This window comes from Pandoraea sp. NE5, assembly GCF_024363545.1.
Taxonomy (GTDB): Bacteria; Pseudomonadota; Gammaproteobacteria; order Burkholderiales; family Burkholderiaceae; genus Pandoraea; species Pandoraea cepalis.
This window is the reverse complement of the sequence record NZ_AP025517.1, coordinates 4,723,150-4,745,919: the sequence shown is the minus strand read 5'-3', so window position 1 is coordinate 4,745,919 and position 22,770 is coordinate 4,723,150. Positions and strand designations below refer to the sequence as shown.

Sequence of the window (22,770 nt, the reverse complement as noted above, 5' to 3'; positions counted from 1 at the left end):
TGCGACTCATGAAACGAATCGTCAGTAATTCCGTAGCTCGTCCCGTGCTGGCATGGGCCGCTATTGCCTCGTTGGCCCTCGTCGCCGGATGCAGTTCGCTCTCGAGCGCCTTGTCCTCGGACAAGGTCGATTACAAGAGCTCGAAGACCGGCCCCTCGCTCGACGTCCCGCCGGATCTGACGAACGTCCAGGCGACCGACCGGAAGTACGTGTCGCCGGCCGGCATCGCCACGCTGTCGACCTACGAGAACCAGCAGAAGGTCGTCGCGGCCAACCCGACGGACACGGTGCTGCCGGCGGTGCCCGGTATGAAGGTCGTGCGCGACGGCAACGAGCGCTGGCTGGTGATTCAGAAGGCACCGAGCGACCTGTGGCCGACGTTGCGTGAATTCTGGCAAGAGAACGGCTTTGTGCTGACGATCGATTCGCCGGACACGGGCGTGATGGAAACCGATTGGGCGGAAAACCGCGCCAAGCTGAATCAGGACATCATCCGCGATCTGCTCGGCAAGGTGCTCGACAGCCTGTATTCGACCGGCGAACGCGATCGCTTCCGCACGCGCGTGGAACGTGATCCGAATGGCGGTACGGACGTCTACATCACGCACCGCCGCATGGTGGAAGTGTTCACGAACGCGCAGAAGGACACGACCAAGTGGGAGCCGGCGCCGAACGATCCGGGTCTCGAGGCGATCTTCCTGACCAAGTTGATGCAGCGCTTTGGCGTGCAGGCCGATCAGGCCAAGGAGCAAGTCGAAGGTGCCAAGGCGGGCGGCCCGTCGAGCCAGATCGTGAAGACGGCCGACGCCGCGTATCTCGACATCAACGAGCCGTTCGATCGGGCCTGGCGCCGTGTCGGCGTGGCGCTTGATCGCGGTAACTTCACCGTGGACGATCGCGACCGAGCGAAGGGCATTTACTTCGTGAGCTACGTGGATCCGGCATCGCTGGCGAAGGACAACGGTTTCTTCTACAGCTTGTTCCATGCGAAGGAAGTGCAGGACAGCAAGAAGGCCAAAAAGCTTAGCGTGAACGTGCAGGGGCGCGGCGATAGCCAGACCCGTGTGCAGGTGCTCGACGATAAGGGTAACGTCGATAACTCGCAGATCGCACAGACGATCATCAGTGTGATCGGCAACCAACTCCGTTAAGGCGGGGCGTGCGGTTCGCCAGTCTTGGCAGTGGCAGCGAAGGCAATGCCCTGCTGGTGGAGGCGTCGGAAGGCGCCTCCACGACACGCATTCTCCTCGATTGCGGTTTCTCGATGCGGGAGGTCGAGCGGCGCCTGACGGCACGCGCGATCGACGTGGCGTCGCTCGACGCCATTGTCATCACCCACGAGCATGCCGACCACATCGGCAGCGCACTTTCCCTCACTCGCAAGTACCGGATTCCCCTCATCATGAGCTGGGGAACGGGGCAGGCCGTCAAGGTTCACGCCACGCTCAAGGGCGAGGGCGACGCGGCCCTCGTGCGCTGGTGCCGCGCCGATGAGCGGCTCGCCGTGGGCGCTATCGAGCTTCATCCTTACACGGTGCCTCACGACGCGCGCGAGCCGCTGCAGTTCGTGTTTTCCGACGGCGCACGCCGTTTGGGTGTGCTCACGGATGCGGGGTGCGCGACGGCGCATCTGGTCGCGGCACTGGGTGGCTGCGATGCGCTGGTGCTCGAATGCAACCACGACCGAGACATGCTGGCGAACAGCAAGTATCCGGCATCGCTCAAGGCGCGCATTGGCGGCACCTATGGCCATTTGGCGAACGACGCGGCGGCGGAGATTCTGGGAGCGATCGACCGGAGGAAGCTGCAGCGCGTGATCGGTGCGCATTTGAGCGAGCAGAACAATACGCCCGAGCTGGCGATGGCGGCGATGTCGTCAGTCATCGGCTCGGCGGGCACCGAGATCCTCGTGGCGACGCAGGCGGGGGGCTTCGATTGGCTGACGTGCTAGCGATACAGGACGTGACTTGATGCAGGCAGGGTGCCTGAGTTGAGCGCGAAGCGTTGCGACAAACAAAAAAGCCGGTCTTTCGACCGGCTTTTTTCTCAACTGCCTTGCGGCAGCGAGCGCTTACTTGCTGGCAGCAGCGTCAGCAGCCGAAGCAACGGCATCAGCAGCAGCACCGGCAGCCGAAGCAGCCGAGTCAGCAGCAGCGCCGACAGCCGAAGCGGCCGAAGCAGCCGAATCCGCAACAGCAGCGGCAGCAGCCGAAGCCGTGTCAGCGGCCGGTGCAGCGGCTTCTTCCTTCTTGCCGCAGGCGGTCAGGGCGATAGCCAACAACGAAGCGACGAGGAGAGACTTCTTCATGATCACGTCCTTTTATGGTAGAAGACAAGCGAATGAATATTAATTACGGTAATACGCTCTTGCCAGCGCAAAGCCGATTGCGAGACATTGGCAATTGAGGATTACCCTTGGTCATGCAAGCTGCTTGGCGAGAAATTATATTGGGTTTTCCCCAACCCGTCACGTCAATCTCGCGTCATTTCTCCGCTTTTTTCCTTACGGCGCGCAACTTTAGCGGGGTCTTCCGGTCACTTTCCACCTGCAGCCACCCGGAAGCATACCAATCGTACAGAATTTCGACGATTTCTTGGTCTTTTTGCCCCAAATTCGCACATTCGCCTGCATTTAACTGACGACGGTCAGCGAGGCGCCGCAAGGTCGCGCGCGCATCGACAGGGACGTCGAGCGGCTCGCCGTTGACGTAATATCGGTTGCGTCGATACAACAATTGCGTCTTGGGCGAGAGGGTCAAGCCGCGCGCGGCCGCTTCGCGCACGAATCTTGTTGCCGAAAGCGGGGTTTCCGGCGGATCGAAAAACACATGCGACTTGGGCTCACTCAGCCAACGCCCAAGGAAATCTTCGACCTCTTTTTGTCCCCAGCGTACTTTTTCGAGCTGCGCTACAAGCGTCTCGATCATGGCATCGGGTAGCGCAGCCGGATGTTTGACGGCCGATTGTCCCGGGTCGGCGTAACGGCCCGCAAAATGGCGGGCGAACGGTAGTGCGGGCGCGTTTTCCGCGAGGTAGTACAGAAAGTTCTGAAGCATTTCCTGCTCCAGCGGCGCGCGAAAGCCGATTGAGTAGGTCATGCACTCGCCTTGCGCTACGCCATCGTGCGCATAGCCCGGCGGCAGATACAGCATGTCGCCCGGTTCCAGTACCCACTCCTCTTCGGCCTCGAAGTGCTTCAGGATGCGCAACGGCACGCCATCGAGCCACGTGGTGTCGCGCTGCGGTCCGATACGCCAGCGTCGCTTGCCATGCGCCTGCAGCAAAAAAACGTCGTAGGAATCGAGGTGCGGGCCGACGCCGCCGCCGTCGGTGGCGTAGCTGATCATTACGTCGTCCAGACGCGCGTCGGGAACGAAGCGAAACTGTTGCATGAGCGCGTCGACCGCCGGCGAGTGGAGATTCGCCCCCTGTACGAGCAGCGTCCATTGCTTGCGACTCAACGGGGGCAGATCATCGGCATCGAACGGCCCATGTTGGAGTTGCCAACGTTTGCGGGCATGGCTGATCAATCGGGATTCAACGTCGTCCCGCGCCGCCAGCGCGAACAGCGCGTCGCGCGAGAGCGGCGCCGTGAAGCCGGGAATGGCCTGGCGGATGAGGAGCGGACGCTTGTGCCAGTAGCGCTTCATGAATGCGTCCGGCGCGAGGCCGCCGAGCAGAGGCGAGGGGGTGCGGGATGTCGTCATGGGTGGATCAATGCATCAAGAGAGGGCTGCGCCATGCACGCCGTTGTACGATTCAAGGTGGCGTCGGCTTGCGCGCGGGGCGATGTCATGCAGCTGCGCGTATAATGCGGGCTGTTTTTCGGAGAGTTTGATGAAGATCGAAAAGAATACCGTCGTCTCGGTAACTTACAAGTTGTCGGACGCTCAGGGCAACCTGATCGAAGAAAGCGGCGCCGAGCCGATGGTTTACCTGCACGGCGGATATGATGGCACGTTCCCCAAGATCGAGGAAGCGCTCGACGGGCAGGACGTGGGCTATGAAACGCAGCTGCAACTGGAACCGTCCGACGCGTTCGGCGACTACGATCCCGAGATGATCAAGATCGAAGCGCGTGGTCGTTTCCCGGATCCGCTCGAAGTCGGCATGCAGTTCGAAGGCTCGCCGGAAGATGGCGACGAGGAGGCCGACACGCTGATCTACACGGTGACCGACGTTGCCGAAGACAAGGTCGTGCTCGATGGCAATCACCCGCTCGCGGGCATGGCACTGCGTTTCGAGCTGAAGGTGGCCGACGTGCGTCAGGCGACGGAAGAAGAAATCGAGCACCAGCACGCCCATGGCGCGTCGGGGCTTGAAGTTGTCGACGAAGACGAAGATCAGGACGACGCGCCCACGCTGCATTGAGGCTGACGCGTCGCGCTGCCCGCTGCCGCCGGATGGCGCATGGCCGGGCAAGTGACGCAAGACGCACACGCCGTACGCGGGCTTACGCCGAATCAGGCGTATTGCGACATGCAATGCGCCTGGTTCGGCGTTTGCGTTTTCAGGCGAGCATTCAGTTGCCGCGCCCGGGGGTGCGCGTCCCCGTGTTCGGATGGAGCGCCGGCCCGATGGGCATGACCCCTTGATTGGGATCCGACGCGGCCGGGCCCAGGTCGTTCGACATGCCGGACGACGGGTAGAGTGCCGAATAGGGCGCTGCGTAGGGCAGTGCGTGGGGCAAGCTGCCGGATGTCGGCGCTGCCGCACCGGCAGGGGTTCCGCCGGGCGCCGGTGTTGCGCCGCCGCGCGGAGTGTTAGGTGCCGCGGTGCTATTGGACGGTAGTGTCACCCCCTCGAAACGGAAGAGCGGCGACGCTCCCGGATCGACCTGCACGCGCACCCATCGATTCGCGGTTGGCGAGCCGTAGGTGCTCAGTTGGGTGAACGACTTCACCGGTGCGCCGTGGGCATCGCGCAGCGGTTGCACGTGGCGCATTGTCTTGCCGCTGTCGATGAGCAGCACCGGTCCTTTGAAGCGATTCGTGAGCCGTAGCAACTGCGTCCGGAATTCCTTGAAGCCGTCGACGCCGTGGCGTCCCACGCGATCCGAGAAAAGACTTCCCAGCCCTGCGCGTCGCGCCGGTTCGAACGCGGGATCGGCCTGCGCAATGATGACCATGCCGACCGCATCCTTCTGCTTCGCGTAGACGAGCGCATGCTGCAGCCAGACGCGCGTCGCCACGGCCCGATCCTCGAATTCGCCGTTACGTCCCCCCGCCGAGCGGTAATTGTTGTTGTTGCCGGGCAGATTCAGGCCGACGAATACCACGCCGTTATAGAACCATCGCACATTTTCGTGATACTGGCGAAAGCGTGCCATGTCGCTTTGACGCGTGAGATCGAGTGGCGCGTGACCCACGGGGCCGGGGCCGAGCAACGCATCGTCGCTGAACGCTTGATCGCGCAGGAAGTCGAGCCGCTCCACGGGGTTGTAGCCGCCCTCAGTGGCGCGCTGGCAATCGGCCCAGTCGTTCGCCCCAGGTACGTAGATGAGCGGCTTGGGCGAACTGGCGAGAAGTCTCAGGCGCTGCGTGACGAGTTCGTCGCGACACGACTCTGTCACGCTTTTGAGATTGCCCGCATGGACGACGAACACGGCCTGACTGTCACCAATGCTCGCGAGCACGTTGCGCACCACCGGCACCTCCGTGTTGCCGAAGGGGGTGTTGCCCAGCACCGCGAATTCGAACGGTGGCGGCTTGCGCGGGCCTTTGGCGCCGGGCTTTGCCGCTGTCTTCCCCCTGGACGTCGTGGCCATCCTGGCGTTTGCCGATGCGGCCGTCGTCGGTGCGGTGCCCGTGACGAGCGCGAACGCGAGCGCCAAGAGGCACACGGCGCGCAGGCCGTGGCTAGTGTGACGAGGGGCGCGCAGGCGAGGCAGGCTCGGCATGAGGGGCGACGTCAGTGCTTGCGGCCGTCCATCAGGCCGCGCAGTTCATACAGCAGGTCGAGCGCTTCGCGCGGGCGCAACTCGTCGGGATCGATCTGCGACAGACGTGCCAACGTCGCCTCGGCGGCGGGATCGAGGGCGGCGGCACTGTGCGTCGAGCCACGGCTGCCCTGCGTCACGAGCGGGCCGTTCGACGCGCTATCCAAGGCGTCCTCCGACGGGTCATCGACGCCGGCATCGACCGGCGCTCGTGGCGCAAACAGATCGAGTTGTGGGGCGGCAGGATCGAGCGCCTGCTGTTCGAGTAACGCGAGATGCTTGCGCGCCGCGCGAATGACTGGCATCGGCACCCCGGCAAGTTGCGCGACCTGCAATCCGTAGCTCTGACTGGCTGGACCGTCCTGCACCGCGTGTAGAAACACAATCCCTTCGCCGTGCTCCACGGCGGACAGATGCACGTTCGCGCATTGCGCAAACTCATCGGGCAGTTGGGTCAGTTCGAAGTAGTGGGTAGCGAACAGCGTGTAGCTGCGATTGTGCCCAAGCAGATGCCGCGCAATCGCCCAGGCCAGCGCGAGACCGTCGAACGTTGACGTGCCGCGCCCGATCTCGTCCATCAGTACCAGACTCTGGTCGGTCGCCGTGTGCAGAATCGCAGCCGACTCGGTCATCTCGACCATGAACGTCGAACGCCCGCCCGCGAGGTCGTCCGACGCGCCAATTCGCGTAAAGATGGCGTCGAGCGGGCCAAGTCGCACCGCCTCGGCGGGCACGTAGCCGCCGACGTAAGCGAGCAGGGCGATGAGGGCGGTCTGACGCATGAAGGTCGACTTGCCGCCCATGTTCGGGCCGGTGATGAGCAGCAGGCGGCGCGCGTCGCCCAGCGAGCAGTCGTTGGCGATGAAGCGCTCCACTTGTCGTTCGACGACCGGGTGGCGACCCTGGCGAATGTCGACCACGCGATCCTCCACCAGCTCGGGCTTGACCCAGCCGAGCGTTTCGGCACGCTCGGCCAGCGCGGCGAGAACGTCCAACTGGGCGAGCGCCTGCGCGATGCGTTTGAACTCGGTGATATGCGGTAGCAGGGCTTGCATCAGCGCGTCGTACAGCAGTTTCTCCCGCGCGAGCGAGCGCTCCTGCGCGGACAAGGCCTTGTCCTCGAACGTCTTGAGCTCCGGCGTAATATAGCGCTCGGCATTTTTTAGCGTCTGGCGGCGGCGATAGTCGTCGGGCACCTTGTCGGTCTGGCCGCGCGTGACTTCGATGTAGAAGCCATGCACCTTGTTGAACTCGACCCGCAAATTGTTGATGCCGGTGCGCGCACGCTCGCGCGTTTCCAGATCGATGAGGAACTGGCCGCAGTTCTCCGAGATATCGCGCAGTTCGTCGAGATCGGCATCGTGACCGCGCGCGATGACGCCGCCGTCGCGCAGCATGGCCGCCGGTTCTTCGGCGATGGCGCCCGAGAGCATGGCCAGCGCGGCCTCGGGAATCGCGAGGTCTTCGTGCAGCATCGCAAGCAGCGGCGAACGCGTTTCGACGGCACGCAGCGTGGTGTGCAGTTCGGGCAGGCGGCGCAACGCGTCGCGCAGACTCGATAAATCGCGTGGCCGCGCGGTGAGCAGCGCCAGGCGGGCCGTGATTCGCTCGACGTCCGCCACATGCCGCAATTCGCTGTGCAGCGCGCGCCACGTGCCCGGGCCTTCGAGCAGCGTCGCAATGGCCAGTTGGCGCGACTGCGGCACCTGCTGATCGCGCATCGGATGATGCAGCCAGTGGCGCATCAGCCGGCTGCCCATCGTGGTGCCGCAAGTGTCGAGCAGCGAGAGCAGCGTGGGCGATTCGGTGCCCCGCAGCGTTTCGGTGAGTTCCAGGTTGCGCCGCGTGGCCGCGTCGAGGCCAATATAGGCGGCTTCCCGCTCCACGTTCAGACTTTGCACATGGCGCAAGGACTGGCCCTGCGTGGCCGCTGCGTACTGCAGCAATGCGCCGGCTGCGCCGAGCGCCGGGTTCAGGCCGTCGCAGCCGAAGGCCGTCAGGCTCGCGACACCCAGTTGATCGCGCAGGCGTTGCGTGCCGGCGGCCGTGTCGAAGTGCCAGTCGGGCACGCGCGTCGTGGTGCCGAGGGAGAAGCCCTCGAAGGCTTCGAGGGCGCTGTCGGGCACCAGCGTCTCGGCCGGGCGGATGCGCTCCAGCTCGCGCGGCAGCTTGTCAGCGGCGACTTCCATCAGGCGCAGCTCGCCACTGGCGAGCGAGAGCCAGGCGAGGCCGGCGACGCGTTCGCTGGCGCGTCGCGCCGGCGGCATGTGTACGGCCAGCAGATACTGGTCGACCTTGTCGCTGAGCAAGGCGGCGTCGGTCAGCGTGCCGGGCGTGACGATGCGCACGACCTTGCGCTCGACCGGCCCCTTGGCGGTGGCGGGATCGCCGATCTGCTCGCAGATGGCCACCGACTCGCCGAGCTTGACGAGCTTGCCGAGGTATTGCTCCACGGCGTGATGCGGCACACCGGCCATGCGAATCGGTTGTCCGCCCGACTGGCCCCGCGAGGTGAGCGTCAGGTCGAGCAGTCGTGCCGCTTTGGCTGCGTCGTCGTGGAACAGCTCGTAGAAATCGCCCATGCGATAGAAGACGAGCATGTTCGGATGGTCGGCCTTGATGCGCGTGTACTGCTGCATCATCGGCGTCATCGGTGCAGCGGCGGCGGGGGTGGCTTGGGCTTGGGTGCTCGTCATGAATTCGGTCGGGTCGGGCAGATCGGGTCACGAGGGGGGCGGGGAGACCCTGCCGGCGTGCGATACCGCGCCGATTCAGCGTGGCGCGCGCCGCGTCGCCCCCTCGTGGCGCGTTGGATGCGCAATTTTACGACGGGTTCGGCGAACATCGTTAGCCGTCGTCCGGCAATGTCGCAAGTGAGTGTCGATGAGTTTGTTACACGAAGGCGGCAAATTTTGCTCAAGTTTCCAGAAAATGTGCCGTTTCGGGGGTAAGCACCCGCAAAAATGAACAAAAAGCATCGCAAGCTACTTTCGCACGGGCCAGTATGGTGAAGTCGTTGAAGGGACGGGTCGCGGCCACGACGGCCCTGGTCTCGATGATATTGATCGTCGGCGTCGCCGTCGGCATCGAATTCTTCGTCTATGGGGAGTTGCGAAGCTCGATGCAGGCGCAGCTCGACACACAGGTCCAGCTCGTGGCCGAACAGCTCGATGACAAGATGCGCGGGAAGTTTCTCGCCCTGCATCGCATGGCGCGCCACCTTGGCCATCCGGACGCGATGACGCTCGCCCAGTTCGACGCCTTCGCCAACATGTCGGTGTCGATGCCCGAGACCTTCAACACGATTTTCGTCGCCGCGCCCGACGGCCGTATGCGCTACGACTCGACGTTCCCCGCCACGGCGATCAACATTGCCGATCGCGACTATTTCCGGCAGGTGCTCGCGGGCGCGCCGCAGGCGGCGTCCGGACTGATCGCGGGCAGGATCACCCGTTCGCCGGGCATTATCCTCGCGGTACCCGTCGTGGACGCGCAGGGCAAGACGATTGCCGTGATCGGCGGCGCGATCAATCTGCTGCGGCAAAACTTCATGGTCGATCTGGCGAGCAATGCGATCGGCGCGACCGGCCGCTACTGCGTGACGACGAATGAAAATCCCGCGCGCTATGTCATTCAGGCGGACGTGACGAAAATTCTCTCGCCCGTCGGCCCGGCGCAGACGCTCTGCGGCGTGCGTGATCCGGGGCCGAACCCTCTCTTGCGCATGCATCCGCTGGTGGCGCGCGCGACCATGGCCACGACCGGCTGGTCGGTTGTCGCAGTGTTGCCCGGGGCTGAAGCGTTCGATCCACTAGCGCGCGTGCGGCGTCGCGTGATCCTGCTCGCGATCGCGGCGATCGGGCTGGCCGCGTTCGCGATGTGGTGGATGGCGCGGCACATGCTGCGTCCGCTCGATACACTGCGCGACCTCGTGCAGCGCAGCGCCGGCGACATGCGCGCAGTGCAGTCGCTGCCTGTCCAGCGTGCCGACGAGATCGGGGCGCTCGCGAACGCGTTTCGCGACATGATGGAGCAACTGCGCGATCGTACCGAGGCGCTCGAGGGCTCGCGCGAGGCGGCGCGGGCGAGTGTGCGCCACATGCAGGAAATTGCGGATCGGGTGCCCTATCTCGTCGCGTTTCTCGACAGCAACGAGCGCTTTGCGTTCGTGAATCGGGCCTGTGAACTGCGGTTGCGGCGGCCGCGTGAACGCATTCTCGGGGCGACGGCGAGCGAGCTGCTCGGCCCATCGCTCTATCGCGAGTTCGCGCCGCATCTCGCCCGGGCATTCGCGGGCGAAGCCGCCACGTTCATCTGGGATTTTGGCGACGACGCGGCGTTCCGCTGCTTCGAGGTGAGCTATCAGCCGGAATGGGCCATGCACGATGTCCTTGCCGGCGTTCATGTGTTTGTCCGCGATATCACCGTCGAGCGCTCGAACGAGCGGCGCTGGCGGCGCGAATCGCACACCGATCACCTGACGGGGCTGCTCAATCGCAAGGGCTTCGATCAGGCGCTGGCGGGTGCGTTGCGCGTGGCGCGCGAGGGGGGCGGCGCGCAGGCGCTGCTGTTCGTCGATCTGGATCGCTTCAAGCTCGTCAACGATACGTGGGGGCATGCGCTCGGCGACGAGTTGCTGCGGCGTCTGGCCAAACAGCTGGTCGCGAGCGTGCGCGAGGGCGACGTCATTGCCCGCTTCGGTGGCGACGAATTCGCCGTCATCATGCGTGACGTGCAGGATATTCTCGATGTGGAGCGCACGGCCATGTCGATTCTCGATGCAACGTCGCGGCCGATGTCGCTGTCCGTCGGGGCCGTTACGGTGGGGGCGTGCGTGGGCGTTGCGATGGTCGCGAGCGGTGAAGTCAAGACGCCCGACATGATGTTCGACGCGGCGGACCGCGCGCTGTACGACGCCAAGCATGGTGGCCGCGGACGCTTCGTGCTCGGCGACGGTGCATGCGTGGCGGATTAGGCACAACCAATCGAATGCGCGACAGCGATCAGCTTCCCCGAAGATACGAGCGTGAATTGTCTGACGCACAATAGGCGACGCCCTCCGTTCGCCTCGACGTGCGGCCGGCGGTTCGGGCGTGGGACGTTTCTTTACAGGAGGCGGGCATGAAACTCGAAGGCGGACGAAGCCGGGCAGCATCGCGGGCGGCTTCCGACGCAGGGTGGCGCGAACCCGGGGCGCGCCGTGAGCCACCGCAGGCTTCGCATCGGGGGCCGCGCGCGCGGCACGACGCCGATGCACACGACGACAAGTCTAGGCACCTGAGCTTGTCGATTCGCGAAAATGAAGTGTTTCATATGCTGGTCGACGGCCTGGCCGTCAATGAAGTCGCGCATGCGTTGCATTTGAGCGAGCGGACGATTGCATCACACGTTGCACAAATTCTGCACAAACTCGCGCTTGACGATCGTGCGGAGCTGGCCGACTACGCCATACGTCACGGGCTGATCGACGAAGGGTCGGAAGGCGTCGCCTGACGGCGCCAGGGCGAGGTGGTGGCGCCGAGCGGCCTTCGGGCAGCCGGCGCCCCGCTTTTGGGGCTAACCCGGCGCGTCGTGCGCGGTCTCGAGATCGCACGCGACGCGCTCGTCAAACGGCGCGCGTGCCAGTGCCCCGGCATCCGCGTGCTCCCCTGTCTGGCCGTAGTCCCTCAGTTGTCCCTCAGTTGTCCCGAATAATCCTGTTTGATTCAGAATGCCGCCGAGACCTGCGTCGACGGCCGACGCGATCGCGCCGTCGGTGATAAGGTACGGCTCGACACCATTTTTCATGCGAGGTCTGTGGCATGGCGCGCGCGGCGTTTGACTCGCGGGCGGCCGCACGACTCGCGATCCCACGAAACGAGACGGACGGCCGGCGTTGATGCGGCGCGTCGTCCAGACAACCGAGGAACGACACGATGAAGGCGATCGAGATCACCCAATACGGCGCACCGGAAGTGCTCAAGCTCACTGAGCGGCCGCGCCCCGAACTCAAGCCGGGCGAAGTGCTCATCAAGGTCACCGCGTCGGGCGTGAACCGTCCCGACGTGCTCCAGCGCATCGGGCAGTATCCCGTGCCGCCGGGCGCTTCTGACCTGCCGGGGCTCGAAGTGGCGGGCGAGATCGTCGATGGCAAGCTCGACGGCCCGGATAACCGCTGGGGATTGAAAGTCGGCTCGCGCGTCTGTGCGCTGGTGCAGGGCGGGGGCTATGCCGAGTACTGCGCCGCGCCGCTCTCGCAGGTGCTGCCGGTGCCGCAAGGGCTCTCGGACGTCGAGGCGGCGTCGCTGCCCGAAACGTTCTTCACCGTGTGGAGCAATGTGTTCGATCGCGCTCACCTCGGCGAGACCGAGTCGGGCGAAAAGGAGACGTTGTTGGTGCAGGGCGGCACGAGCGGTATCGGCGTGACGGCGATCCAGCTCGGCGTGGCCATGGGCCATCGCGTGTTCGCGACCGCCGGTTCCGATGAAAAGGCTCGCGCGTGCGAAGCGCTCGGCGCGGAGCGGGGCATCAATTACAAAACCGAAGATTTCGTCGCCGTGACGAAGGCGCTCACCAGCGATCGCGGCGTGGACGTCGTGCTCGACATGGTGGGGGGCGACTATCTGCCGCGTGAAGTGCAGGCGCTGGCATTCGATGGGCGCATCGCGATCATCGCGCTGCTCGGCGGCAGCAAGGCCACGCTGGATATGGGGGCGCTGCTGCGCCGCCGCCTGACGGTGACCGGCTCGACGCTGCGTCCGCGCTCGGTGGCGTTCAAGGCGGCGATTGCACAGAACCTCTACGAGAAGGTCTGGCCGTTGTTCGCGGCTGGCAAGATCCGGCCGGTGATTTATCAGACGTTCCCGGCCGACCAAGCAGACAAAGCCCACGCATTGATGGAAACGAGTACGCATGTCGGGAAGATCGTGCTGACCTGGTAAGTCATCTCGCGTCGGCGCACGAGGCGAATCCGCGTGAAAGCCCCATTTCATGCGGATTCTCACGTTTGAAAGTCGGCGAAATTGACCCCCATGCCCCTGACGCACTAGAATGAGAGGTTTTTCGTCCTTACGCATTGGGGGATCACGCGTGACAATCGGTACTGCGGGTACTGCGGCTTCGGCTCGCACCCTAGGCCGCAAGGCGGGCAAGCTCGTCGTGGGCAATTGGAAACTGCATGGCAGTCTGGCCGGCAACGAGGCGCTGCTGGGCGACCTGCTGGCGTCACCGGTGTTGAGCGCCCCGGGCGTGACGGCGGCCGTGTGTGTGCCGTTCCCCTATCTCGCGCAATGTCAGGCCCGCCTCTCGGGGCAGGTGCTGGGCTTCGGTGCGCAGGAGGTGTCGGCGCAGGTGAGTGGTGCCTACACGGGCGAAGTCTCCGCGCCGATGATTGCCGAGTTCGGCGCACAGTTCGTGATTGTGGGGCATTCGGAGCGTCGTACGTACCACGGCGAGACCGATGCGGGCGTCGCGGCAAAGACCTTGCGTGTGCTCGACGCGGGCATGACGCCGATCGTGTGCGTCGGCGAGACGCTCGCCGAGCGTGAAGCCGGCGAAACGATGTCTGTCGTGACGCGTCAGCTCGATACGGTGCTCGCGGCGCTGACGGCGGCGCAGGCGGTCCAGATTGTTGTGGCCTATGAGCCGGTCTGGGCGATTGGCACGGGCAAGACGGCAACGTCGGCCGAGGCGCAGGAAGTGCATGCGCATTTGCGCTCGCTGCTGCGTGCGAAGGGCGAGGCGGTGATGGATGTGGCGGTGTTGTACGGCGGCAGTGTGAAGCCGGATAACGCGGCCGAGCTGTTTTCGATGGCGGATGTCGATGGTGGGTTGATCGGCGGGGCGGCGTTGAAGGCGGTCGATTTTCTGGCGATTTGCGAGGCGGGTCTGTCGCGCTGACGCTGATGCCGGATTTCGTAACGGCACGAAATGGTCATGATGCGGTGCATCAAAAATGCACGGCAAGTCGGATTCTTCTATACGGGTGATGAGATGGGGTTGTTGAAAACGTTGTTGATCGTGGTGCAGGTGCTTTCCGCGCTGGGCATCATCGGTCTGGTGTTGCTCCAGCATGGCAAGGGTGCCGATATGGGCGCTGCATTCGGTAGCGGTTCGTCGGGCAGTCTCTTCGGTGCGTCGGGTTCCGCAAACTTCCTGTCGCGGACCACGGCAGTGCTGGCGGCCGTGTTCTTCGTAACCACGCTGGGTCTCACGTATCTCGGTTCGTACAAGCCGGCGGCAAACATCGGTGTCCTTGGTAATTTGCCGGCCGCAACGTCGCCGATGACGGCGTCGGGCGCGGTCGCGGCAAGTGCGCCGGTGAGTGCTTCCGCAGCCAATCCGCAGGACGTGCCGAAGTAAGTCGCAGCGCGGTTTGCAACGTGTAATAAGCCGTAAAGAAAATCGAAAAAAAATCGATTTGTGCGTTGAACAAAATGCTGAAGAGCGCTAATATAGCGGTCTTGAAGCGATTCGTAAGTGACAGCGGATTGCAGAATTTGAATGCCGACGTGGTGAAATTGGTAGACACGCTATCTTGAGGGGGTAGTGGCGAAAGCTGTGCGAGTTCGAGTCTCGCCGTCGGCACCACAGTTCTCCGATGCCAGCCTTGCGTTTATGCTTTGGCTGGCATTTTATTTTGTGCTCACTGTTCATCCGCTTTTTGGCCCCCACGCCAATGACGAAAGCGGTTTTTGGACTAACCAAAAAGAGGGTAGAGTTGAACCTCGGAACCTATTATCCCGTCCTGCTGTTCATTCTGGTAGGTGGCGGTCTTGGGGCGCTACTGATTGGGGTCGGTAAATTCCTCGGCCCCAACAAACCCGACAGCGCAAAACTCTCTCCGTACGAGTGTGGCTTCGAGGCATTCGAAGACGCGCGCATGAAGTTCGATGTGCGCTACTATCTCGTCGCCATCCTTTTCATCCTGTTCGATCTCGAAACGGCATTTCTGTTTCCGTGGGGCGTCGCCCTGCGCGATATCGGCTGGGTGGGCTTTATCTCCATGATGGGTTTCCTGCTTGAGCTGCTGATCGGTTTCGTGTTCCTCTGGAAGCGCGGTGCGCTCGACTGGGAATAAGGCCGGCATCGTATTGGCCGCATTGCAGAAGGATTCAGGGTAAGCATATGAGCATCGAAGGGGTTTTGCGCGAAGGGTTCGTCACCACCACGGCTGACAAACTCATCAACTGGACGCGCACGGGTTCGCTGTGGCCGATGACGTTCGGCCTGGCCTGCTGTGCCGTCGAAATGATGCACGCCGGCGCGGCGCGTTACGATCTGGACCGGTTTGGCGTGGTGTTCCGCCCGAGCCCGCGTCAGTCGGACGTGATGATCGTGGCCGGCACGCTGTGCAACAAGATGGCACCCGCGCTGCGCAAGGTGTACGACCAGATGGCCGAGCCGCGTTGGGTGATCTCGATGGGGTCGTGCGCCAATGGCGGCGGCTACTATCATTACTCCTACTCGGTGGTGCGCGGTTGCGATCGCATCGTGCCGGTCGACGTCTACGTGCCGGGCTGTCCGCCGACGGCCGAGGCGCTCGTCTACGGCATCATCCAGTTGCAGTCGAAGATCAAGCGGACTGCGACGATCGCGCGTAAATAACCGCTCCCGCCCATGTCTAAACTAGAACAACTCAAGACCACCCTGCAAAACGTGCTTGGCGCCCGCGCCGAGCAGTTGGTGGAAGCCCTCGACGAGCTGACGCTGACCGTCAAGGCGAGCGACTATCTCGAGGTCGCGCGCACGCTGCGCGATCATCCCGAGCTCAAGTTCGAGCAGTTGATGGACGTTGCCGGCCTGGACTACTCGGCCTACGGCGACGGTGCCTACGACGGCCCGCGCTACGCCGCCGTCTCGCATCTGCTCTCGCTGACCCACAACTGGCGTCTGCGCGTGCGCGTGTTCGCCCCGGACGACGATCTGCCGGTCGTGGCGTCGTTGATCGATCTGTGGAGTTCGGCCAACTGGTTCGAGCGCGAGGCCTTCGATCTGGTCGGTATCGTGTTCGAAGGGCACCCGGATCTGCGCCGCATTCTGACGGACTACGGCTTTATCGGTCACCCGTTCCGCAAGGACTTCCCGACCTCGGGCTATGTCGAAATGCGTTACGACCCCGAGCAGAAGCGGGTGATCTATCAGCCGGTGACGATCGAGCCGCGCGAAATTACGCCGCGCATCATCCGCGAAGAACATTACGCCGGTCTGAAACATTAAGGTGGCCTTGTGGCAGACATCAAGAACTACACTCTGAACTTCGGTCCGCAGCACCCGGCAGCGCACGGCGTGCTGCGCCTGGTGCTCGAGCTGGATGGCGAAGTGATCCAGCGCGCCGATCCGCACATCGGCCTGTTGCACCGCGCGACGGAAAAGCTCGCCGAGTCGAAGACGTTCCTGCAATCCGTGCCGTACATGGATCGTCTGGACTACGTCTCGATGATGTGCAACGAGCACGCCTACGTGATGGCGATCGAGAAGCTGCTCGGCGTCGACGTGCCGATTCGCGCGCAATACATCCGTGTGATGTTCGACGAAATCACGCGGATTCTGAATCACCTGATGTGGATTGGTTCCCACGCACTCGACGTGGGCGCGATGGCGGTATTCCTGTATGCCTTCCGTGAACGCGAAGACCTGTTCGACGTGTACGAAGCCGTCTCGGGTGCCCGTATGCACGCGGCCTACTACCGTCCGGGCGGCGTGTATCGCGACCTGCCGGACGCGATGCCGCAATATCGCGCATCGAAGTTCCACAACGAGCGCGCCATCAAGAAGATGAACGAAGCACGCGAAGGCTCGCTGCTCGACTTCATCGAAGACTTCACCAACCGCTTCCCGAAGTGTGTCGACGAGTACGAAACGCTGCTCACCGACAACCGTATCTGGAAGCAGCGCCTGGTGGGGATCGGCGTCGTGTCGCCCGAGCGTGCCATGCAGCTCGGCTTCTCCGGCGCTATGCTGCGCGGCTCGGGCATTGCCTGGGATCTGCGCAAAAAGCAGCCGTACGAAGTGTACGATCGTCTCGATTTCGACATTCCTGTGGGCAAGGAAGGCGATTGCTACGACCGCTATCTGGTGCGCGTGGAAGAAATGCGCCAGTCTGTCCGCCTGATCCGCCAGTGCGTGACGTGGCTGCGTGCCAATGAAGGTCCGGTGATTACGGACAATCACAAGGTGGCGCCGCCCTCGCGGGTCGAAATGAAGTCGAACATGGAAGAGCTGATTCACCATTTCAAGCTCTTCACCGAAGGCTTCCACGTGCCCGCCGGCGAAACGTATGCCGCCGTCGAGCACCCGAAGGGCGAGTTCGGCATCTACCTGGTGTCGGACGGCGCGAACAAGCCGTACCGCCTGAAGATTCGTGCGCCGGGCTTTGCCCATCTTTCCGCGCTCGACGAGATGGCGAAGGGCCACATGATTGCCGATGCTGTGGCGATCATCGGGACCCAGGACATCGTGTTCGGCGAGATCGATCGCTAAACGCGCAGTGGGCGCCTCTGGCGCCCTTAAGTTTTAATTCGGCAGGGTTTCGCAGGTCGATGCCATTGCCGTTCCAGTTGCCGTGCCTGTGAGTCGCGGGTGGCCGAAAAAACCGGTCTGCCAGCGCTGGCGCGAGCGGGGATAACGTTTTAAAGAACCGTCGGATCGGAAATGCTTTCTCCCGAAGCCCTGAAGAAAATCGACCGTGCCGTTGCCAAATACCCTGCCGACCAGAAACAGTCGGCGGTGATGCACGCCCTTGCCGTAGCGCAGGTCGAGAAAGGCTGGTTGTCGCCCGAAGTGATGCAATTCGTGGCGGACTACCTCGAGATGCCCGCAGTCGCGGTGCAAGAGGTCGCAACCTTCTACACCATGTTCAACACGCGCCCCGTGGGCAAGTTCAAGTTGACCGTGTGCACGAACCTGCCTTGCCAGCTTACGCGTGGCGAAGAGATGGCGAAGTACCTGAAAGAGAAGCTGGGTGTCGACTACAACGACATCACGCCGGACGGTCTCTTCACGGTCAAGGAAGGCGAGTGCATGGGCGCTTGCGGCGACGCACCCGTCCTGCTGGTGAACAACCATCGCATGTGCGGCTTCATGAACGAAGCCAAGGTCGACGCGCTCCTCGACGAGCTCAAGGCCACGGGCGCCGCGGGAGAGAAAGCATGACGTCGCTGCACAACCGTCACATCAAGCCGCTGATCCTCGCCGACCTCAATGGCGAGAACTGGCACCTCGAAGATTACGTCAAGCGCGGGGGGTACCAGCAGCTTGCCCGTATCCTGAAGGAAGGCCTCACGCCGGAGCAGGTCATTGCCGACGTCAAGGCATCGGGCCTGCGTGGCCGCGGAGGCGCAGGCTTCCCGACGGGGCTCAAGTGGAGCTTCATGCCGCGCGCGTTCCCGGGGCAGAAGTACCTTGTCTGTAACTCGGACGAAGGCGAACCCGGTACGTTCAAGGATCGCGACATCCTGCGCTACAACCCGCATGCGTTGATCGAAGGCATGGCCATCGGCGGTTTCGCCATGGGCATCACCGTCGGTTACAACTACATCCACGGCGAAATCTACGAAGTGTACGAACGCTTCGAAGAGGCGCTCGAGGAAGCGCGCGCTGCCGGTTATCTGGGCGACAACATTCTCGGCACTGACTTCTCGTTCGAGCTGCATGCGCACCATGGCTATGGCGCGTACATCTGCGGCGAAGAGACTGCGCTGCTCGAATCGCTTGAAGGCAAGAAAGGCCAGCCGCGTTTCAAGCCGCCTTTCCCGGCGAGCTTCGGTCTGTACGGCAAGCCGACGACCATCAACAACACCGAGACGTTCGCTGCGGTTCCGTTCTTGCTGGCCACTGGCCCGCAGCAGTACCTGGAAATGGGCAAGCCGAACAACGGCGGCACCAAGATCTTCTCGGTGTCGGGCGACGTCGAGCTGCCGGGTAACTACGAAGTGCCCCTGGGCACGCCGTTCGGCGAGTTGCTGGAACTGGCCGGTGGCATGCGCGGTGGCAAGAAGCTCAAGGCCGTGATTCCGGGCGGCTCGTCGGCACCGGTCGTGCCGGCCGGGCTGATGATGGAAACGACGATGGACTACGACAGCATCGCCAAGGCTGGATCGATGCTGGGCTCGGGCGCCGTGATCGTCATGGACGAGACACGCTGCATGGTGCGCTCGCTGTTGCGCCTGTCTTACTTCTACTACGAAGAATCGTGCGGTCAGTGCACGCCGTGCCGTGAGGGCACTGGCTGGCTGTGGCGCGTGGTCAATCGAATCGAGCATGGCGAAGGTCGCCAGGAAGATCTGGACCTGCTCAACTCGGTGGCCGAGAACATCATGGGCCGCACCATTTGCGCGCTGGGCGACGCCGCAGCGATGCCAGTGCGCGGCATGCTCAAACACTTCTGGGACGAGTTCGCCTACCACGTCGAGCACAAGCATTGCTTGGTCGGCGCTCACTAATCCCTTTTGACGCTTGGCATTGAACCGCTATGGTTGAAATCGAAATTGACGGCCAAAAGGTCGAGGTGCCCGAAGGCAGCATGGTGATCCAGGCTGCCAAGAAGAACGGCACCTATATTCCCCACTTCTGTTACCACAAGAAGCTGTCCATCGCCGCGAACTGCCGCATGTGCCTGGTCGAGGTCGAGAAGGCCCCGAAGGCGGTGCCGGCCTGTGCCACACCGGTGGCCAACGGCATGATCGTGCGCACCAACTCCGAGAAGGCTGTGAAGGCGCAGCAATCGGTGATGGAGTTCCTGCTGATCAACCACCCGCTCGATTGCCCGATCTGCGATCAGGGGGGCGAGTGCCAACTGCAGGACCTGGCCGTCGGTTACGGCAAGTCGGCGTCGCGCTATCAGGAAGAGAAGCGCGTGGTGTTCCACAAGAATGTCGGCCCGCTCATCTCGATGGAAGAGATGTCGCGCTGCATTCACTGCACCCGTTGCGTGCGTTTCGGCCAGGAAGTGGCCGGCGTGATGGAGTTCGGCATGCTGGGGCGCGGCGAGCACTCGGAAATCACGTCGTTCGTCGGCAAGACGGTCGACTCCGAACTCTCGGGCAATATGATCGACCTGTGCCCAGTCGGTGCCCTGACCTCGAAGCCGTTCCGCTACAGCGCCCGGACGTGGGAGCTGTCGCGCCGCAAGTCGGTGAGCCCTCACGACGGCGTGGGTGCGAACCTCGTGGTGCAAGTGAAGAACAGCCAGGTCATGCGCGTTGTGCCGCTCGAAAACGAAGCGCTCAACGAATGCTGGATCTCGGACAAGGATCGTTTCTCGTACGAAGGTCTGAACAGCGACGAGCGCCTCACCAAGCCTATGCTCAAGCAAGGCGGCGAGTGGCACGAAGTCGACTGGCAGACGGCGCTCGAATATGTCGGGCATGGTCTGACGGACATCATCCGCGACCACGGCGCCGATGCCGTCGCCGGGCTGGCCTCGCCGCACGCCACGATCGAAGAACTGCACCTGCTGCAAAAGTTCGTGCGCGCCTTGGGCAGCGATAACGTCGACTTCCGTCTGCGTCAGACGGACGTGTCGGGCGGCACCCAGGGGGCTCCGTGGCTCGGCCTGCCGATCGCGGACCTCGACACGCTGCAAAGCGCGCTGGTCGTCGGCTCGTTCCTGCGCAAGGATCATCCGCTGTTCGCTTCGCGTCTGCGCTCCGCGGTGAAGGCCGGTGGCCAATTGCACGTGCTGCACGGCTCGGACGACGATCTGCTGGTGAAGCTCGCCAACAAGATCATCGCCGCACCGAGCGCATGGGTGAGCGAGCTGGCCGGTATCGCGCTCGCCGCGGCGGCGGCCAAGGGCGTTGCCGCCCCGACTGAGCTCGCCGGCGTGAACGTCAGCGACACGGCCAACGCCATCGCCGCCTCGCTGGTGAACGGCGAGCGTCGTGCCATCCTGCTGGGCAACGCCGTGGTGCAGCATCCGCAATTCGCACAACTGCACGCCATCGCGCAAGTGATCGCCGATATCACCGGCGCCACGCTGGGCTTCCTCACCGAAGGCGCCAACACTGTCGGTGCCTACGCGGTGAAGGCCACGAACGCCAAGGGCGCCGCTGCGCTGTTCGCGCAACCGCGCCAGGCGTATCTGCTGCTGAACGCCGAGCCGGAGTACGACTCGGGCGATGCGAAGCAAGCGCTCACGGCATTGAACGCCGCGAAGATGGTGGTCTCGCTCTCGCCGTTCAAGCACGGCCTCGAGTACGCCGACGTGCTGCTGCCGATCGCCCCGTTCACGGAGACGGCCGGTACGTTCGTCAACGCCGAAGGGCTGCCGCAACACTTCAACGGTGTGGTGCGTGCGCTGGGCGAGACGCGTCCGGGCTGGAAGGTGCTGCGCGTGCTGGGCAATCTGCTCAAGCTGCAAGGCTTCGCGCAGGACACCGCGGAACAGGTGCGCGACGAAGCGCTCGCCGGATTCTCGGCCGCCTCGCTCGACAACCGCGCCAAGGCTGCGCTGGCTGCACCGACGGCAGCCGGGCAGGGCCTGGAGCGTCTGGCCGACGTGCCGATCTACTCGGCCGACGCGCTGGTACGCCGTGCCCCGTCGCTGCAACTGACCAACGACGCCAAGGCCGCGCTGCGTGCCACGCTCCCGGCGGCGCTGTTCGATCGCCTGGGCCTCGCCGCGGGCGACGCCGTGCGCGTGCGTCAGGGCGATGCGGTGGTCACGCTGCCGGCTGCGCGTTCGGAAACGTTGCCTGCCAATGTGGTGCGCGTGCCGGCGGCCACGCCGGCATCCGCCGCGCTTGGCGCGATGTTCGGTGAAATTTCGGTGGAGAAGGCGTAAATGAGCCTGAACGAAGTCATCAATCAATACGGCACGCAACTGCTGGGCGTGGCCTGGCCGACGGTGTGGGCGCTGGTCCGCATCCTCGTCGTGGCCGTGATCCTGCTGCTGTGCGTGGCGTACCTGATTCTGTGGGAGCGCAAGCTCATCGGCTGGATGCACGTGCGTCTGGGCCCGAACCGCGTGGGCCCGGCCGGTCTGCTCCAGCCGATCGCCGACGTGTTGAAGCTCCTGCTCAAGGAAGTCATTACGCCGTCGCAGGTGAGCAAGGGCATTTACGCCATCGCGCCGGTGATGGCCGTGCTGCCCGCCTTCGCGATCTGGGCGGTGATTCCGTTCCAGCCGGGCGCCGTGCTGGCCGACGTGAACGCCGGGCTGCTCTATGCCATCGCGATTTCGTCGATCGGCGTGTACGGCGTGATTCTCGCCGGCTGGGCATCGAACTCGAAATACGCTTTCCTCGGCGCCATGCGCGCGTCGGCCCAGATGATTTCGTACGAAATCGCCATGGGCTTCGCGCTGGTCACGGTGCTGATGACGGCCGGCTCGCTCAACCTGTCGGACATCGTGCGTTCGCAAGAGCACGGCATGTTCGCGGGTCTGGGGCTGAACCTGCTGTCGTGGAACTGGCTGCCGCTGCTGCCGATGTTCGTCGTCTACTTCGTCTCGGGCATTGCCGAAACGAACCGCCACCCGTTCGACGTGGTGGAAGGCGAATCGGAAATCGTGGCCGGTCACATGATCGAATACTCGGGCATGGGCTTCGCCCTGTTCTTCCTGGCCGAGTACATCAACATGATCATCATCTCGGCGCTGGCCTCGGTGCTGTTCCTGGGGGGCTGGAGTGCGCCGTTCGGCTTCCTGTCGTTCATCCCGGGTGTGTTCTGGCTGGCGTTCAAGGTGTTCCTGCTGCTGTCGGTGTTCATCTGGGTGCGTGCGACGTTCCCGCGCTACCGCTACGACCAGATCATGCGTCTGGGCTGGAAGGTATTCCTGCCGCTGACGATCATCTGGGTGATCGTGGTGGGTGTCTGGATCATGTCCCCCTGGAACATCTGGGGCTGAGGCG

At 63.6% G+C, this 22,770-nt stretch carries 21 protein-coding genes and 1 tRNA gene; 17 read left to right on the top strand and 5 right to left on the bottom strand.

The window, feature by feature from the left end:
• Positions 1 to 8 precede the first annotated feature (8 nt).
• On the top strand, positions 9 to 1,151 hold the full coding sequence (gene bamC, locus PanNE5_RS21475) for an outer membrane protein assembly factor BamC (RefSeq protein ID WP_026131774.1): 1,143 nt from the start codon (positions 9 to 11) through the stop codon (positions 1,149 to 1,151).
• 8 nt (positions 1,152 to 1,159) lie between these two features.
• A complete protein-coding gene (locus tag PanNE5_RS21470) occupies positions 1,160 to 1,951 on the top strand; it encodes an MBL fold metallo-hydrolase (protein WP_017233001.1) in 792 nt (263 codons plus the stop codon).
• Positions 1,952 to 2,071: 120 nt separating this feature from the next.
• On the opposite strand, the gene PanNE5_RS21465 is transcribed toward PanNE5_RS21470, so the two are convergent.
• Both PanNE5_RS21465 and PanNE5_RS21460 read right to left on the bottom strand, forming a co-directional pair.
• A complete protein-coding gene (locus tag PanNE5_RS21465) occupies positions 2,072 to 2,308 on the bottom strand; it encodes a hypothetical protein (RefSeq protein ID WP_083902237.1) in 237 nt (78 codons plus the stop codon).
• 175 nt (positions 2,309 to 2,483) lie between these two features.
• Positions 2,484 to 3,707 (bottom strand): JmjC domain-containing protein, encoded by a 1,224-nt coding sequence (locus PanNE5_RS21460; protein WP_410007550.1) that lies wholly within the window; start codon positions 3,705 to 3,707, stop codon positions 2,484 to 2,486.
• 130 nt (positions 3,708 to 3,837) lie between these two features.
• On the opposite strand from PanNE5_RS21460, the gene PanNE5_RS21455 reads away from it, so the two are divergent.
• Positions 3,838 to 4,371 (top strand): peptidylprolyl isomerase, encoded by a 534-nt coding sequence (locus tag PanNE5_RS21455; protein WP_017233004.1) that lies wholly within the window; start codon positions 3,838 to 3,840, stop codon positions 4,369 to 4,371.
• A 151-nt stretch (positions 4,372 to 4,522) separates the two neighbouring features.
• Here PanNE5_RS21455 and PanNE5_RS21450 read toward each other — a convergent pair whose 3' ends face one another.
• Together PanNE5_RS21450 and mutS are read right to left on the bottom strand one after the other, a co-directional pair.
• Positions 4,523 to 5,899 carry a hypothetical protein gene (locus PanNE5_RS21450; protein WP_261938774.1) on the bottom strand — a complete coding sequence of 459 codons (1,377 nt, stop codon included), beginning with the start codon at positions 5,897 to 5,899 and terminating at the stop codon, positions 4,523 to 4,525.
• Positions 5,900 to 5,910: 11 nt separating this feature from the next.
• Positions 5,911 to 8,634, bottom strand: coding sequence for a DNA mismatch repair protein MutS (mutS, locus tag PanNE5_RS21445; protein ID WP_261938773.1), 2,724 nt, complete (start codon positions 8,632 to 8,634; stop codon positions 5,911 to 5,913).
• 308 nt (positions 8,635 to 8,942) lie between these two features.
• Here mutS and PanNE5_RS21440 point away from each other — a divergent pair, with 308 nt between their 5' ends.
• Positions 8,943 to 10,913, top strand: a complete 1,971-nt coding sequence (locus PanNE5_RS21440; protein WP_261938772.1) for a diguanylate cyclase domain-containing protein — start codon at positions 8,943 to 8,945, stop codon at positions 10,911 to 10,913.
• A 146-nt stretch (positions 10,914 to 11,059) separates the two neighbouring features.
• Positions 11,060 to 11,431 carry a response regulator transcription factor gene (locus PanNE5_RS21435; protein ID WP_150563050.1) on the top strand — a complete coding sequence of 124 codons (372 nt, stop codon included), beginning with the start codon at positions 11,060 to 11,062 and terminating at the stop codon, positions 11,429 to 11,431.
• Between the two features lie 63 nt (positions 11,432 to 11,494).
• On the opposite strand, the gene PanNE5_RS21430 is transcribed toward PanNE5_RS21435, so the two are convergent.
• The gene (locus PanNE5_RS21430; RefSeq protein ID WP_261938771.1) at positions 11,495 to 11,725 is read right to left on the bottom strand and encodes a hypothetical protein; all 231 of its coding nucleotides are present in this window, start codon (positions 11,723 to 11,725) and stop codon (positions 11,495 to 11,497) included.
• A 128-nt stretch (positions 11,726 to 11,853) separates the two neighbouring features.
• On the opposite strand from PanNE5_RS21430, the gene PanNE5_RS21425 reads away from it, so the two are divergent.
• The 12 genes from PanNE5_RS21425 (at position 11,854) to nuoH (ending at position 22,766) form a co-directional block, all read left to right on the top strand.
• On the top strand, positions 11,854 to 12,858 hold the full coding sequence (locus PanNE5_RS21425; RefSeq protein WP_261938770.1) for an NAD(P)H-quinone oxidoreductase: 1,005 nt from the start codon (positions 11,854 to 11,856) through the stop codon (positions 12,856 to 12,858).
• Between the two features lie 148 nt (positions 12,859 to 13,006).
• A complete protein-coding gene (gene tpiA / locus PanNE5_RS21420; RefSeq protein ID WP_017233011.1) occupies positions 13,007 to 13,816 on the top strand; it encodes a triose-phosphate isomerase in 810 nt (269 codons plus the stop codon).
• 93 nt (positions 13,817 to 13,909) lie between these two features.
• Positions 13,910 to 14,278: a preprotein translocase subunit SecG gene (secG, locus tag PanNE5_RS21415; RefSeq protein WP_026131777.1), complete on the top strand. Its 369-nt coding sequence runs from the start codon at positions 13,910 to 13,912 to the stop codon at positions 14,276 to 14,278.
• Positions 14,279 to 14,421: 143 nt separating this feature from the next.
• A tRNA-Leu gene (locus PanNE5_RS21410) sits at positions 14,422 to 14,506 on the top strand.
• Between the two features lie 130 nt (positions 14,507 to 14,636).
• Positions 14,637 to 14,996, top strand: a complete 360-nt coding sequence (locus PanNE5_RS21405) for an NADH-quinone oxidoreductase subunit A (RefSeq protein ID WP_017233013.1) — start codon at positions 14,637 to 14,639, stop codon at positions 14,994 to 14,996.
• Positions 14,997 to 15,043: 47 nt separating this feature from the next.
• Complete coding sequence (locus PanNE5_RS21400) at positions 15,044 to 15,523, top strand: NuoB/complex I 20 kDa subunit family protein (protein WP_010807413.1); 480 nt, start codon at positions 15,044 to 15,046, stop codon at positions 15,521 to 15,523.
• 12 nt (positions 15,524 to 15,535) lie between these two features.
• A complete protein-coding gene (locus tag PanNE5_RS21395; protein ID WP_017233014.1) occupies positions 15,536 to 16,135 on the top strand; it encodes an NADH-quinone oxidoreductase subunit C in 600 nt (199 codons plus the stop codon).
• Positions 16,136 to 16,144: 9 nt separating this feature from the next.
• Positions 16,145 to 17,398 carry an NADH-quinone oxidoreductase subunit D gene (locus PanNE5_RS21390; protein WP_017233015.1) on the top strand — a complete coding sequence of 418 codons (1,254 nt, stop codon included), beginning with the start codon at positions 16,145 to 16,147 and terminating at the stop codon, positions 17,396 to 17,398.
• 171 nt (positions 17,399 to 17,569) lie between these two features.
• Complete coding sequence (nuoE, locus tag PanNE5_RS21385; RefSeq protein WP_017233016.1) at positions 17,570 to 18,070, top strand: NADH-quinone oxidoreductase subunit NuoE; 501 nt, start codon at positions 17,570 to 17,572, stop codon at positions 18,068 to 18,070.
• The gene (nuoF, locus tag PanNE5_RS21380) at positions 18,067 to 19,359 is read left to right on the top strand and encodes an NADH-quinone oxidoreductase subunit NuoF (RefSeq protein ID WP_017233017.1); all 1,293 of its coding nucleotides are present in this window, start codon (positions 18,067 to 18,069) and stop codon (positions 19,357 to 19,359) included. Before nuoE ends, nuoF begins: the two co-directional genes overlap by 4 nt.
• Positions 19,360 to 19,388: 29 nt before the next feature.
• Entirely contained in the window at positions 19,389 to 21,701 is a 2,313-nt protein-coding gene (gene nuoG, locus PanNE5_RS21375; RefSeq protein WP_261938769.1) for an NADH-quinone oxidoreductase subunit NuoG, read from the top strand.
• Positions 21,702 to 22,766, top strand: a complete 1,065-nt coding sequence (gene nuoH, locus PanNE5_RS21370; protein WP_017233019.1) for an NADH-quinone oxidoreductase subunit NuoH — start codon at positions 21,702 to 21,704, stop codon at positions 22,764 to 22,766.
• The last annotated feature ends 4 nt before the right edge of the window (positions 22,767 to 22,770 follow it).

What these genes read in the sequence shown, in the direction of transcription:
- bamC (WP_026131774.1), top strand. Translation starts at nt 9, where the DNA reads ATGAAACGAATCGTCAGTAATTCCGTAGCTCGTCCCGTGCTGGCATGG.
- PanNE5_RS21465 (WP_083902237.1), bottom strand. Translation starts at nt 2,308, where the DNA reads ATGAAGAAGTCTCTCCTCGTCGCTTCGTTGTTGGCTATCGCCCTGACC.
- PanNE5_RS21460 (WP_410007550.1), bottom strand. Translation starts at nt 3,707, where the DNA reads ATGACGACATCCCGCACCCCCTCGCCTCTGCTCGGCGGCCTCGCGCCG.
- PanNE5_RS21455 (WP_017233004.1), top strand. Translation starts at nt 3,838, where the DNA reads ATGAAGATCGAAAAGAATACCGTCGTCTCGGTAACTTACAAGTTGTCG.
- PanNE5_RS21450 (WP_261938774.1), bottom strand. Translation starts at nt 5,899, where the DNA reads ATGCCGAGCCTGCCTCGCCTGCGCGCCCCTCGTCACACTAGCCACGGC.
- mutS (WP_261938773.1), bottom strand. Translation starts at nt 8,634, where the DNA reads ATGACGAGCACCCAAGCCCAAGCCACCCCCGCCGCCGCTGCACCGATG.
- PanNE5_RS21440 (WP_261938772.1), top strand. Translation starts at nt 8,943, where the DNA reads ATGGTGAAGTCGTTGAAGGGACGGGTCGCGGCCACGACGGCCCTGGTC.
- PanNE5_RS21435 (WP_150563050.1), top strand. Translation starts at nt 11,060, where the DNA reads ATGAAACTCGAAGGCGGACGAAGCCGGGCAGCATCGCGGGCGGCTTCC.
- PanNE5_RS21430 (WP_261938771.1), bottom strand. Translation starts at nt 11,725, where the DNA reads ATGAAAAATGGTGTCGAGCCGTACCTTATCACCGACGGCGCGATCGCG.
- PanNE5_RS21425 (WP_261938770.1), top strand. Translation starts at nt 11,854, where the DNA reads ATGAAGGCGATCGAGATCACCCAATACGGCGCACCGGAAGTGCTCAAG.
- secG (WP_026131777.1), top strand. Translation starts at nt 13,910, where the DNA reads ATGGGGTTGTTGAAAACGTTGTTGATCGTGGTGCAGGTGCTTTCCGCG.
- PanNE5_RS21400 (WP_010807413.1), top strand. Translation starts at nt 15,044, where the DNA reads ATGAGCATCGAAGGGGTTTTGCGCGAAGGGTTCGTCACCACCACGGCT.
- PanNE5_RS21395 (WP_017233014.1), top strand. Translation starts at nt 15,536, where the DNA reads ATGTCTAAACTAGAACAACTCAAGACCACCCTGCAAAACGTGCTTGGC.
- nuoE (WP_017233016.1), top strand. Translation starts at nt 17,570, where the DNA reads ATGCTTTCTCCCGAAGCCCTGAAGAAAATCGACCGTGCCGTTGCCAAA.
- nuoF (WP_017233017.1), top strand. Translation starts at nt 18,067, where the DNA reads ATGACGTCGCTGCACAACCGTCACATCAAGCCGCTGATCCTCGCCGAC.
- nuoG (WP_261938769.1), top strand. Translation starts at nt 19,389, where the DNA reads ATGGTTGAAATCGAAATTGACGGCCAAAAGGTCGAGGTGCCCGAAGGC.
- nuoH (WP_017233019.1), top strand. Translation starts at nt 21,702, where the DNA reads ATGAGCCTGAACGAAGTCATCAATCAATACGGCACGCAACTGCTGGGC.